Annotated in this window: 11 protein-coding genes; 5 read left to right on the forward strand and 6 right to left on the reverse strand. The window is 56.5% G+C overall.

Annotated features, from left to right (window positions below):
* Window positions 1–13: 13 nt before the first annotated feature.
* The 4 genes from ugpB (at window position 14) to LKR43_RS04640 (ending at window position 4,370) form a co-directional block, all read left to right on the forward strand.
* Window positions 14–1,321: a sn-glycerol-3-phosphate ABC transporter substrate-binding protein UgpB gene (gene ugpB / locus LKR43_RS04625; RefSeq protein ID WP_227682686.1), complete on the forward strand. Its 1,308-nt coding sequence runs from the start codon at window positions 14–16 to the stop codon at window positions 1,319–1,321.
* A gap of 151 nt (window positions 1,322–1,472) precedes the next feature.
* Window positions 1,473–2,357 (forward strand): sn-glycerol-3-phosphate ABC transporter permease UgpA, encoded by an 885-nt coding sequence (ugpA, locus tag LKR43_RS04630; RefSeq protein ID WP_227682687.1) that lies wholly within the window; start codon window positions 1,473–1,475, stop codon window positions 2,355–2,357.
* Between the two features lie 42 nt (window positions 2,358–2,399).
* Entirely contained in the window at window positions 2,400–3,242 is an 843-nt protein-coding gene (gene ugpE, locus LKR43_RS04635) for a sn-glycerol-3-phosphate ABC transporter permease UgpE (RefSeq protein ID WP_227682688.1), read from the forward strand.
* A 42-nt stretch (window positions 3,243–3,284) separates the two neighbouring features.
* Window positions 3,285–4,370 carry a sn-glycerol-3-phosphate import ATP-binding protein UgpC gene (locus LKR43_RS04640; RefSeq protein ID WP_227682689.1) on the forward strand — a complete coding sequence of 362 codons (1,086 nt, stop codon included), beginning with the start codon at window positions 3,285–3,287 and terminating at the stop codon, window positions 4,368–4,370.
* A gap of 102 nt (window positions 4,371–4,472) precedes the next feature.
* Here LKR43_RS04640 and LKR43_RS04645 read toward each other — a convergent pair whose 3' ends face one another.
* From LKR43_RS04645 to LKR43_RS04670, 6 genes are all read right to left on the reverse strand, one after another.
* Entirely contained in the window at window positions 4,473–5,597 is a 1,125-nt protein-coding gene (locus LKR43_RS04645; protein ID WP_227682690.1) for a branched-chain amino acid ABC transporter substrate-binding protein, read from the reverse strand.
* A gap of 141 nt (window positions 5,598–5,738) precedes the next feature.
* Entirely contained in the window at window positions 5,739–6,263 is a 525-nt protein-coding gene (locus LKR43_RS04650; protein ID WP_370632062.1) for a Dps family protein, read from the reverse strand.
* A 111-nt stretch (window positions 6,264–6,374) separates the two neighbouring features.
* On the reverse strand, window positions 6,375–7,319 hold the full coding sequence (locus LKR43_RS04655; RefSeq protein WP_227682691.1) for a LysR substrate-binding domain-containing protein: 945 nt from the start codon (window positions 7,317–7,319) through the stop codon (window positions 6,375–6,377).
* A 73-nt stretch (window positions 7,320–7,392) separates the two neighbouring features.
* Window positions 7,393–9,492, reverse strand: a complete 2,100-nt coding sequence (gene recG, locus LKR43_RS04660; protein WP_370632063.1) for an ATP-dependent DNA helicase RecG — start codon at window positions 9,490–9,492, stop codon at window positions 7,393–7,395.
* An 11-nt stretch (window positions 9,493–9,503) separates the two neighbouring features.
* On the reverse strand, window positions 9,504–9,890 hold the full coding sequence (locus LKR43_RS04665) for a Rid family detoxifying hydrolase (protein WP_227682692.1): 387 nt from the start codon (window positions 9,888–9,890) through the stop codon (window positions 9,504–9,506).
* 116 nt (window positions 9,891–10,006) lie between these two features.
* The gene (locus LKR43_RS04670) at window positions 10,007–10,783 is read right to left on the reverse strand and encodes a ferredoxin--NADP reductase (RefSeq protein WP_227682693.1); all 777 of its coding nucleotides are present in this window, start codon (window positions 10,781–10,783) and stop codon (window positions 10,007–10,009) included.
* 349 nt (window positions 10,784–11,132) lie between these two features.
* Between LKR43_RS04670 and LKR43_RS04675 the strand changes: the two genes are divergently transcribed.
* Complete coding sequence (locus LKR43_RS04675; RefSeq protein ID WP_227682694.1) at window positions 11,133–12,182, forward strand: Fe(3+) ABC transporter substrate-binding protein; 1,050 nt, start codon at window positions 11,133–11,135, stop codon at window positions 12,180–12,182.
* Window positions 12,183–12,223 lie beyond the last annotated feature (41 nt).

Below are 12,223 nucleotides of genomic sequence, written 5' to 3' on the forward strand. Positions count from 1 at the left end.
GGAGAAGAAAATCATGCGAGTCAAGCTTTGCGCATTATCCCTGGCCGGCATCATTGCCAGCATGGGCACGGCACACGCCGCTACCGACATCAACTTCTGGCACTCGATGCAAGGCGCCTTGGGCGAACGCGTCAATGCGCTGGTAGAAGACTTCAACAAAAGCCAGTCAGATTACGTCGTGCATGCGATCTACAAGGGTACGTACGGCGAGTCCATGAATGCGGGCATCGCCGCCTTCCGTGGCGGCCAGGCCCCCGATATCCTTCAGGTTTTCGAAGTCGGTACCGCCACCATGATGTACGCCAAGGGCGCAGTCAAGCCGGTGCAGGAAATGTCGGAAGAAGCCGGTGACCCGATCAATCCAGATGATTTCCTGGGTGCGGTAGCCAGCTACTACTCGTCGGCCGATGGCAAACTGGTATCCATGCCGTTCAACAGCTCCACACCAGTTTTCTACTACAACAAAGACGCTTTCAAGAAAGCGGGTCTTGACCCAGAAACACCTCCCAAAACCTGGCAAGAAGTCGCCGAAGCCGGCAAGAAGCTGCGCGACGCAGGCATGGAATGCGGCTACACCACCACCTGGCCTTCCTGGATCCAGCTGGAAACCTTCGGCGCATGGCATAACACGCCTTACGCAACGAAAGACAACGGTTTCGGCGGTCTGGATGCACGCCTGGCCATCGATCAGCCTTTGTTTGTCCGTCACATCAGCTTCCTGGCCGATATGTCCAAGGCTGGCACATTCACGTATGGCGGCCGCGGCGACACATCGACAGCACTGTTCACAGCAGGCAAATGCGGCATGTTCACCGGTTCCAGCGGCAGTCGTGCCAACATCATCAAAACCGGCGAATTCGAATTCGGTACGTCTTCCCTGCCCTACCATGAAGGCGTAGCCGGCGCACCACAGAACTCGATTATCGGTGGCGCATCGCTGTGGGTATTTGCCAAAAAGAGCCCGGAAGTCTACAAAGGCGTGACCAAATTCTTCAAGTTCCTTTCCAGCCCCGAGCAGGCTGCCCAATGGCACCAGGGCACCGGCTATGTTCCAGTCACCAAAGCTGGCTTCGAGCTCACCAAAAAGTCCGGTTTCTACGAAAAGAACCCAGGTACCGACGTAGCCGTCAAGCAGCTTGACGCCACTACCACCGAGAACTCGCGTGGCATCCGTCTGGGCTATCTGCCCCAGATCCGTGAAATCGAAGATGGCGTCATGGAAGAGATCTTTTCGGGTAAAGTCGAGGCCGAAGCAGGCCTGAAAGACATCGTCAAACGCAGCAACGAATTGCTCAGCCGTTTCGAGAAAAGCGTGAACTAAGCCATTTAGGCTTAAAATCCCTGCCGTAAGGGTGCCGCCGGGCGTCCCTTGCGGCATTTTCCATGCACGACACAATTGTAATTTTCACCCCCGCGGGCGACGATTGCCTGTGTATTAATCCCGGTCAGCACCTATCCATACCCGTTCCGACATGGAAAAACGCGTAACTTTCAACCACAAGACGCTACCCTACCTGCTGCTTGCACCGCAGTTGGTGATTACCGTTATATTTTTCTTCCTGCCTGCGGGCCAGGCCATGTGGCAGTCATTCCGGCTGGAAGATCCCTTTGGACTATCCTCGCAGTTTGTGGGGCTCTCCAACTTTGTCGAGCTGTTCGCCGACGACGACTATGTTCAATCTTTCAAGGTCACTGCCGTATTCTCAGTGCTGGTGGCCGTCCTGGGCTTGTCCATCTCGTTGCTGCTGGCCGTCATGGCCAACCGTGTCGTGCACAAGGCTGCCGGCATATACAAGACACTCCTGATCTGGCCGTATGCCGTCGCGACTGCGGTAGCCGGGGTACTCTGGCTGTTTCTGTTTTCCCCTTCGGTCGGGATACTTGCCGTGTTCCTGGCCGACAGCGGCATAGCCTGGAATCCCAGGCTCGACGGCGATCACGCCATGATACTCGTGGTGCTTGCTTCGGTCTGGAAGCAGATTTCCTATAATTTCCTGTTTTTTCTGGCCGGCCTGCAATCGATTCCCCGTTCGCTGATTGAAGCCGCAGCCATCGACGGAGCCAGTCCCGCACGCCGATTCTGGAGCATAGTCTTTCCCCTGCTGTCGCCCACGACCTTTTTCCTGCTCGTCATCAACGTCATCTACGCTTTCTTTGATACTTTCGCGATCATCGACATCATGACGCAAGGTGGCCCCGGATCCAGCACAGCCATTCTGGTCTACAAGGTCTACAACACGGGTTTCAAAGGCCTGGACATAGGCTCTTCCGCCGCCCAGTCGGTCGTTCTTATGCTCATCGTCGTGCTGCTTACCGTCGTACAGTTCCGTTATATCGACCGCAAGGTCAATTACTGATGCACCAACCATGCCTCTCAATGTTTTACCGTCAAGGCTTCCATGATTGAACGACGCCCTATCCTGGATATCATCACTCATGTGATATTGATCATCGGAGTGGCGGTTATCGCCTTTCCGCTGTACGTCACCTTTATCGCATCGACCCAAACCGCGCAAGAAGTGGCGCAGGCACCCATGTCGCTGTTGCCGGGTAACCAGTTTCTGGAGAATTTTCGCACCGTCCTGACAGGCGAAGCGGCCAACACACCGCCGGTTGCACGGATGATGTGGGTCAGTACCGTCATGGCACTGGCGATTACCATCGGCAAGATCGTCATTTCGATGCTATCGGCCTTTGCCGTGGTGTATTTCCGCTTCCGCTTCCGGATGTTCTTTTTCTGGATGATTTTCATCACACTGATGTTGCCGGTCGAGGTGAGGATATCGCCTACCTATAAAGTGGTGGCCGACCTGGGCATGCTGAACAGCTACGCCGGCTTGACCCTGCCGCTTATCGCCTCGGCCACAGCCACCTTTCTGTTCCGCCAGTTTTTCCTTACGGTTCCCGATGAACTGATCGAAGCGGCCCGCATCGATGGCGCCGGCCCCATGCGTTTTTTCTGGGACGTGCTGCTGCCGTTGTCGCGCACGAGCATTGCCGCCCTTTTTGTGATTCAGTTCATCTACGGCTGGAACCAGTATTTGTGGCCGCTGATCATCACCACTAACGAAGAAATGTACCCGGTGGTGATAGGCATCAAGCGCATGATAGCCGGGGGTGACGCCGTCACCGAATGGAATCTGGTCATGGCGACCGCCCTGCTGGCTATGATCCCGCCGGTCGCAGTCGTGATCTTCATGCAGAAGTGGTTTGTCAAAGGCCTTGTGGATGCCGAAAAATAATACTCAGGACAGCCCTCATCAATACAGAATTTGGACGTACACATGGCTACTCTAAGCTTTAACAAAGTCACCAAGACCTACCCCGGGAATATCGCCGTCATACACGGCATAGACATGGAAATTGCCGATGGCGAATTCATTGTTATCGTGGGGCCGTCCGGCTGCGGGAAATCCACACTGATGCGCATGGTGGCCGGGCTGGAAGGCATCAGCGGCGGCGAGATCAGCATAGACGGCAAGGTCGTCAACAAGCTCGAGCCCGCCGAACGCGATATTGCCATGGTGTTCCAGAACTATGCGCTGTATCCGCACATGACGGTCTTTGACAACATGGCTTACGGGCTGAAGATACGCAAGCTCGGCAAAGCCGAGATTCAGCGTCGTGTGGAAGATGCCGCCCGTATTCTCGAGCTGTCCCATCTGCTCGAGCGTCGTCCCCGTCAGTTGTCGGGCGGCCAGCGTCAGCGGGTTGCAATGGGGCGTGCCATCGTGCGCGACCCGAAGGTATTCCTGTTCGACGAACCACTGTCAAACCTTGACGCAAAACTGCGCGTGCAGATGCGCCTTGAGATCCAGAAACTGCATCATCGTCTGAGAACCACCAGCCTGTATGTTACCCACGACCAGGTGGAAGCCATGACACTGGCGCAGCGCATGGTGGTGATGAACAAGGGGATACCCGAGCAGATCGGCACGCCTGCCCAGGTATTTGAGAAACCCGCATCGACTTTCGTGGCCAGTTTCATCGGTTCGCCTCCCATGAACCTGATCCCGGTTCAAATCGATGATCAACGTCAGATACACGACGCAGACGGTGCCTTGCTGCAATTCGATGCCGACTCGGTGCCTGCCTCCTTGCGGAATCGCAAAGCGATTATGGGCATACGCCCCGAGCACATGCAGCTGCATGCCAGCGGACTCAAGATGGAAGTCGAGATGGTGGAAATCCTGGGTTCCGAGCAGCTGATTCACGGACGGCTGGGTGATACGCCCATTATTTTGCGTTGCCCGGTTGGCGTCACGAAAGACTATCCGCTGGAAATCGGCGAGGCAGTTCAGGTTGGCAGCGACGGCAAACACCCGCTGCACTGGTTCGATCCCGAGTCAGGGAAACGTATCGAAGACTGATACGCACGACCAGAATAAAAATGCCGGCATACGCCGGCATTTCTTTACCAGGGCCAGGCTTTTCAGTACGGGCCGTACCCGCCGAAAAACCTGGTCGCCGGCTTATTTGTAGACGGTCTTGGAGCCGTCTTTGTGCCAATTGAAGATGTCGAACTTGAACTCGTTCAGGTCACCCTGCTTGTTCCAGGACACCTCGCCGATAGGCGTGGACACTTTGTTTGCGTGCAGCCACTCGGCAACTTTGATCGGATCATCGGCGCCAACGCCCTTGATGCCTTCGGCAATGGCGACCGTGGCCGAGTAAGCCGTTAGCTGGAAGGCACCGCCCGGGTTACGCTTCTTGTCGGTAAAGGCTTTTACAATCGCAGCGTTTGCAGGGTCTTGGGTAAAGTCGGCGGGCAATGTAACCAGCAGGCCTTCAACCGCCTCGCCGGCGATGGCATTGATATCGGGATTACCCACACCTTCAGGGCCCATGAACTTCACCTTCAGGCCTTGTTCCGCGCCCTGACGCAACAGCAGGCCCATTTCGGGGTGATAGCCACCGTAGTACACGAAGTCGGCGTCGGAGCTCTTGAGCTTGGTGATGACGGCCGAGTAGTCGCTGTCTCCTGCGTTGATGCCTTCGAACAGCACGACCTTGACGCCGGCCTTTTCAAGCTCGGACTTGACCGAGTTGGCAATGCCCTGACCATAGGACTGCTTGTCGTGCAAGACAGCAACTGCCGACGGCTTGATTTTTTCGATGATGAACTGCGCAGCAGCGGGACCTTGCTGATCATCGCGACCGATGGTGCGGAAGATCATGTCGTAGTTCTTGTCATCGGTAACGGCCGGGGAAGTCGCCGACGGGGTGACCATTACGACGCCTTCGTTGTTATAGATATCGGTGGCGGCAATGGTGGCACCGGAGCATACGTGCCCGACCACGTAATTGATTTCGTCATTGACTACACGGTTGGCTACCACAGGGCCCTGCTTGGGTTCGCAGCCGTCATCGATGGTGACGGTTTCGATTTGCTTGCCGAGCACACCGCCCGCCGCGTTGATTTGCTCAACCGCCGTATCCACGCCTTCCTTGACCATGTCGCCATACTGGGTAAGCGCACCCGTGAACGGGCCTGCGATAGCGATCTTGATGGTATCGGCAGCGAAAGCACCACCCGAAACAAACAGACTCGCCGCGACGCTGATTACGCCGGCGATGGGAGTAAAACGAATATTCATACAACCTCCTGAAAGTACGCCAGAAAGCATACACCGAAAGCTACAGCAGCGCCGCTGGTCGGCTTCAGGGTTTTCCGCTAGAAAGGCGAAAAAAACCCCGGAGCACAAGGCGACCGGGGTGTCTTGGCAGATGCGAGATGCCTATTGCAGCAGGCTGCGCAGCATCCAGGCATTTTTCTCGTGGACGTCCAGCCGCTGGGTCAGCAAATCGACGGTGGGTTGGTCATCAACCCCTTCTGCCTTCTTCAACGCGGCGCGCGCAGTTTTTGCGACTGACTCGTTACCCTTGACCAATAACCGGATCATGCTTTCGGCATCGGGCACCGACGAGCTTTCCGCGATGGACGAAAGCTTGGCATATTCTGCATACGTGCCTGGCGCAAAATGGCCCAGCGCCCTGATACGTTCGGCAATGGCGTCAAGCGCCTGCCACTCTTCCGTGTATTGAGTCATGAACATGAGGTGTAGCGTATTGAACAGCGGCCCGGTGACGTTCCAGTGAAAGTTATGCGTCATTAAGTACAGCGTGTAGGAATCGGCCAGCATTTTGGACAGTTCAGTCGCAACGGTGGCGCGATCCTTGTCAGAAATACCGATGTCGATGGGCAAGCCCTTGGAGCTCATTTTTTCCACTTTACTGCTTGCCAGCTTGCTTGTTCTTGCCATAGAAACCTCCGGGAAGTAGAAATAATTCGGGTTAACCCCAGAATAACACGCAGCCAGGAAAAGCACAGGTAAATACATGCATTCCGCATTCGAACGACGCTGGAACCATGCCTATGCTTCGACCAGCTCCGGATCCAGATACTTCACCCCCTGCAAATCGCACGAGCTGACGGTCTTTATCAACGCGTCAATAGCCGCCGGACGCGGGAAGCTTTTACGCCAGATCAATACAACACGGCGGTCAGGCACGGGTTTCTTGAACGGTATGAAATCCAGGAGATCGTTCTGCACGCCTGGCATCGACAGGGAACTGGACGGCAAAACCGTTACCCCTATGCCCGCCGCCACCATATGACGTATGGTTTCCAGCGATGAGCCCTCGAAGGTGCGCTGTATGCCCTCACTGGCGGCGGAAAAGCGGGAAAGCTCGGGGCAGACTTCAAGTACCTGATCGCGAAAGCAATGGCCCGAACCCAGCAGCAGCATGGTTTCGTCCTTAAGCTCCGTCGAGGCAATTTCCTTGCGTCCCGCCCAGGGATGAGTCTTGGGAACGGCCACCAGAAATGGTTCGTCGTAGAGCGGATGTATCGCCAGACCGGTATCCGGCAGGGGCAAGGCGACGATGGCGCAATCGATTTCTCCTTGTCGCAGCAGTTCGAGCAGACGCATGGTGTAGTTCTCTTGCAGCAGCAATGGCATTTGCGGCGTCGCCTTGATTTGCTCGGGAACCAGTTTGGGCAGCAGATAAGGTCCTATCGTGTAAATGATGCCTACACGCAGTGGCCCCGCCAGCGGATCATGGCCCTGGCGCGCTATTTCACGCAGATTGGCCCCCTCTTCCAGCACTCGCTGCGCCTGGGCAACCACACGCAAGCCTATGGGCGTTATGCCAACCTCGGTGCCGCCACGCTCGAACAGCACGACGCCCAGCTCGTCCTCGAGCTTGCGTATGGCCACCGACAGGGTGGGCTGACTGACGAAGCAGGCTTCCGCAGCCCTGCCAAAATGCCGTTCCCGGGCAACAGCCACGATGTATTTCAGTTCAGTCAGGGTCATGTTTTGTGTCTCGCAATAATGTATATGTTGGTGACCAGGCCGGAGCCCTTGTACCGGCTTGCCCGGTGCGAATTCAGCTTCGCAGAAAATCCTGTTTGTTGCGCATCCAGCGGCGCATATGGGCCTGTGCGTGGTCGGGATAACGATCGCGCAGCTCGGCAACCGCCTCACGCGCCTGTTCGGCAATGCGCGCATCGGTCTCTATGCTGGCAAAACGCAGCAAGGCCTGGCCGGACTGTCGCACACCCAGAAACTCTCCCGGCCCGCGCAGTTCCAGATCTCGTCGGGCGATCTCGAAACCATCTGCCGTTTCGTACATGGCTCGCAGCCGCTGACGCGCAATGGCCGACAGTGGCGATTGATACATCAGCACGCATATTGACTGATTACTGCCCCGCCCTACCCGTCCGCGCAACTGGTGCAGTTGGGCCAGGCCAAAACGCTCGGCGTGCTCGATGATCATCAGCGAGGCGTTAGGTACATCCACACCGACCTCAATAACGGTGGTGGCCACCAGAAGGTCTATGCGGCCTTCGCGAAAATCCTGCATGACCAGCTGTTTTTCTGCGGTTGGCAGCTTGCCATGTATCAAACCCACCCGCATGTCGGGCAAAGCCTGCTCCAGTCGGGCGTGGGTATCGACCGCGGTCTGTAACTGCAGCGCCTCGCTCTCTTCTACCAGCGGGCAGACCCAATAAGCCTGCCGACCCTGGCGCACCTCGGCCATGACGCTCCCCAGGACTTCATCGCGCCGGGCATCGGCGATAAGCTTGGTCAGTACAGGACTGCGCCCCGGCGGAAGCTCGTCTATGGCCGACACATCCAGATCAGCGAAAAAGGTCATGGCCAGCGTGCGCGGTATAGGCGTTGCACTCATGTTCAGTTGATGGGGTATCAGTGCCTGCTCGCCCAAAGATTCCTCGCCCTTGCGGCTGAGTTCCAGGCGCTGCCCCACTCCGAATCTATGCTGCTCATCAAGAATAACCAGACCCAGCCGGGAGAAGGCAACTTTTTCCTGAATCAAGGCAGTGGTACCGACAATCAATTGGGCCTGCCCCGATGCCACCTTGTCGAAAGCCGGCTTCCTTTGCTTTTCCGACAGGCTGCCCGACAACCACGCCAGCTCGACACCCAGAGGCTCGAGCCAGGCCCGCAGCTTGTGAAAGTGCTGCTCCGCCAGAATTTCGGTGGGCGCCATCATGGCAACCTGGCAACCGCTGGCAATCGCCTGGGCCGCTGCCAGCGCAGCAACAATGGTTTTGCCGCTGCCCACATCACCTTGCAGCAGCCTGTGCATGGGGAAGGTGCGCAGCAGGTCTTGAGATATTTCCTTGACCACACGCGCCTGGGCGTTCGTCAGGGAAAAAGGCAGACTGCGCATCAGCCGCTCAGGCAAATCGGCCTGCGCGCCATCCAGCGCAGGCGCACGTTGCCGGCGCCGGGCAGCTCGGGCAGCGGCAAGCGATAACTGCTGCGCCAGGAGTTCGTCAAACTTGATGCGCACCCAGGCCGGATGCTCACGCTCGATCAGGTCGGCGTAAGACACATTGGCCGGCGGGTGATGCAAAGTCCGTATGGCATCGGCAAACGGAATCAGGCCATAGCGCTCGCATAGCTCGCCAGGCAGGCTGTCAGTCAAATCTGCCACCGCCAGCCCGCCATCTATGGCTTTGCGCAGACTCAGTTGCGACAAGCCGTCGGTCGTCGGATAAACCGGCGTCAAGGCTGTGGGTAGCGGCATGCCCGCCACGCTAACTTTAGGATGTACGATCTCGTACCCGCCAAATCCGCTGCGCACTTCGCCCCTGACCCGGACCCGCTTGCCGGCTTCTACCTGCTTCTGCTGACTGGGATAGAAATTAAGCCAGCGCAATGCAAGCTGCCCGGTGTCGTCTTGTATGGTGGCGTGCAACTGCCGGCGCGGCCTGAACTGGACCTCGCTGCGTATGATCTCGCCCTCCACTTGCGCCGACGCACCCACCTGTATCGAGGCTATCGGCATGATACGGGTTTCGTCTTCGTAGCGCAGGGGCAGATGGACAATGAAGTCCGAAGGCTGATGCAAGCCCAAGTGCTGCAGCTTGCGCTCGATCAGCGACCCGCCCTTCTTGTCAGTTGCCTGCCTTCCAGGGCGCTTGCCGGCAGCACGGACGGGCGCTTGGGAAGCAGCCACCGCTCGCCCGTTTAAATGACGATAATTGCTTCAACTTCGAACTGGGCGCCCTTGGGCAGGCTGGCCACACCAAGCGTGGAGCGGGCTGGAAAAGGCTGGGGAATGATGTCGGCCATGATGGCATTGGCACTGGCGAACTTGCTGAGGTCAGTCAGATACAGCGTGAGCTTGACGATACTGTCCAGCGTACCGCCGGCCGCTTCAATTACCGCCTGCATATTGGCGAAAGATTGTCTGACCTGGCCTTCGAAATTCTCGGAAACCAGTTCTCCGGTGCCCGGTTCAAGGCCAATTTGGCCAGACAAATAAACGGTCTTGCCAGGTCCGGCCGCAACGGCTTGTGAATAAGGGCCTACAGCGGCGGGGGCTGCATCGGTATGAATGATCTGTTTGGTCATGATGAGTCTCGGTTAAGTCACAGCAACAACTATTGGAGTTTAATCATCTATAGCTAAAATTAAAAGCCCCATACTCAACATACCGTGGTCTGATGTACAGCCCGCACCGCGATGGATTACTTGTCGACGAAAGCTCTTTCGATGACGTAATCGCCGGGCTGCCCCACTCCGGCTGACACGACAAACCCGCGTTTGTCCAGCATGGCACTGATGTCGGCCAGCATGTTGGGACTGCCGCACAGCATGGCACGGTCGACGGCCGGATCCAGCGGCGGCAAACCAATATCGTCAAACAACTGGCCTGACTCGACCACATGGGTGATGCGCCCTTGATGTTCGAACGCCTCACGCGTGACGGTGGGGTAATAAATCAGCTTCTCGCGCACGACATCGCCAAAATATTCGTTATTGGGCAATTCGTTCTGGATGTAGTCTGAGTAGGCCAGCTCGCTTTTGTAGCGCACGCCATGCAACAGTACTATTTTTTCAAAACGATCATAGACTTCGGGGTCTTTGATGATGCTCATGAACGGCGCCAGGCCGGTGCCGGTTGCGAAAAGATAAAGATGCTTGCCGGGCTTGAGGTCGTCGGCGACCAGAGTGCCTACCGGCTTCTTGCTGACCAGTACCGTATCGCCCTTCTTCAGGTGCTGCAGACGCGAAGTAAGGGGGCCGTCTTGCACCTTGATGCTCAGGAACTCAAGATTCTCTTCGTAGTTCGCACTGGCGATGCTGTAGGCTCGCATCAGAGGTTTGCCATTGACCTCAAGGCCCAGCATCACGAAATGGCCGTTGTGAAAACGCAAGGCCGAATCACGGGTGGTTGTGAAGGAAAACAGCGTGTCGTTCCAATGATGAACGTTAAGAACCTGCTCTGTATTAAAAGCTGCCATGTGTCTGATAAAAAGTGATTGCCTGCGGGCAGATGAATAAACGGCCAATTTTGTACCGGGGCGCGCAAACGAAGGAAAACCGATTTTAGCCTACCCGCACATATTGTTGCCCAAGCCTGCATGGGCATAAGGGTATATTAAGGTTCAATACCCGGAATTCAAGGGCGTTCGGGGCAAAACACGCCAATTGTTTAATCTGGATCAATAATTTGCATGCCTGCGGGCATCATTTCCGGCATTTCTGTTGGGCAGTCCGCCTTTTACATGATATCTTTTCCGTCTGTATAAGAATGATTTTCGTTAATATACGCAACTACCTCATCCGATATCCATTTGCCCGGAGAAATTCATGCGCACCCTAAAAGTAAAGCACGCCTTGCTGAAATCCATGGCGGTGGCGGGGTTTACCGCCATCTCTGCCCTGTCTACCGCCGCCATGGCTGCTGACGTCAACCTGTACACCACACGTGAACCCAAACTTATACAGCCTCTGCTTGATGAGTTCACCAAAGACACAGGCGTTAACGTCAATACCGTATTCGTCAAGGACGGCCTTATAGAACGGGTTAAAGCCGAAGGGGAAAAATCACCTGCCGACGTGCTCATGACCGTTGATATCGGCAACCTGCTTGACCTGGTCGAAGCAGGCATCACGCAACCAATTCAATCGAAGGTACTTGACGACACCATCCCGGCCAACCTGCGCGGCGCCGATCACCACTGGTATAGCTTGTCCTTGCGTGATCGCGTGGCCTATGTTGCTGCCGACCTGGACGTCAGTGCCATTACCTACGAAGCTCTCGCCGATCCGAAATGGAAAGGAAAGGTCTGCATCCGGTCTGGCCAGCATCCATACAACACCGCCCTGATAGCCGCCATGATTGCTCACAATGGCGCCGAGGCTACCGAAGACTGGCTGCGTAACGTGAAGAACAACCTGGGTCGCAAGGCCGCAGGGGGTGACCGCGATGTGGCTCGCGACATTCTGGGCGGGATTTGCGACATCGGCATTGCCAACGCCTATTATGTTGGCCGCATGAAGAACGCAGAGCCAGGCACCGATGCGCGCAAATGGGGTGACGCCATCAAAGTGGTACGCCCGACTTTTGCCAGCGCCGACAGCAAGGGCACGCACGTGAACATTTCTGGCGCTGCCGTGGCCAAACATGCGCCCAACAAAGACAACGCAGTCAAGCTGCTTGAATACCTGGTGTCACCCAAAGCCCAGGGCTTGTATGCGAATGCCAATTACGAATACCCCATTCGTGACGGCGTTAAGCTCGATCCCGTTGTAGCCAGCTTCGGGCCTTTGGTTGTCGATCCCCTGCCCCTGGCGGAAATCGCCAAACACCGCAAGCAGGCCAGCGAGTTGGTCGACAAGGTCGGGTTCAACAACTAAGTCCGGTTACAGTACGACTTGGCGCGGGCCTGCGGGCCCGC

The organism is Pusillimonas sp. MFBS29, assembly GCF_020687695.1.
Taxonomy (GTDB): Bacteria; Pseudomonadota; Gammaproteobacteria; order Burkholderiales; family Burkholderiaceae_B; genus Pusillimonas_C.

Excerpts from the sequence above, each read along its gene's own strand:
- ugpB (WP_227682686.1), top strand. The coding sequence starts at position 14 with ATGCGAGTCAAGCTTTGCGCATTATCCCTGGCCGGCATCATTGCCAGC.
- ugpA (WP_227682687.1), top strand. The coding sequence starts at position 1,473 with ATGGAAAAACGCGTAACTTTCAACCACAAGACGCTACCCTACCTGCTG.
- ugpE (WP_227682688.1), top strand. The coding sequence starts at position 2,400 with ATGATTGAACGACGCCCTATCCTGGATATCATCACTCATGTGATATTG.
- LKR43_RS04640 (WP_227682689.1), top strand. The coding sequence starts at position 3,285 with ATGGCTACTCTAAGCTTTAACAAAGTCACCAAGACCTACCCCGGGAAT.
- LKR43_RS04645 (WP_227682690.1), bottom strand. The coding sequence starts at position 5,597 with ATGAATATTCGTTTTACTCCCATCGCCGGCGTAATCAGCGTCGCGGCG.
- LKR43_RS04650 (WP_370632062.1), bottom strand. The coding sequence starts at position 6,263 with ATGGCAAGAACAAGCAAGCTGGCAAGCAGTAAAGTGGAAAAAATGAGC.
- LKR43_RS04655 (WP_227682691.1), bottom strand. The coding sequence starts at position 7,319 with ATGACCCTGACTGAACTGAAATACATCGTGGCTGTTGCCCGGGAACGG.
- LKR43_RS04665 (WP_227682692.1), bottom strand. The coding sequence starts at position 9,890 with ATGACCAAACAGATCATTCATACCGATGCAGCCCCCGCCGCTGTAGGC.
- LKR43_RS04670 (WP_227682693.1), bottom strand. The coding sequence starts at position 10,783 with ATGGCAGCTTTTAATACAGAGCAGGTTCTTAACGTTCATCATTGGAAC.
- LKR43_RS04675 (WP_227682694.1), top strand. The coding sequence starts at position 11,133 with ATGCGCACCCTAAAAGTAAAGCACGCCTTGCTGAAATCCATGGCGGTG.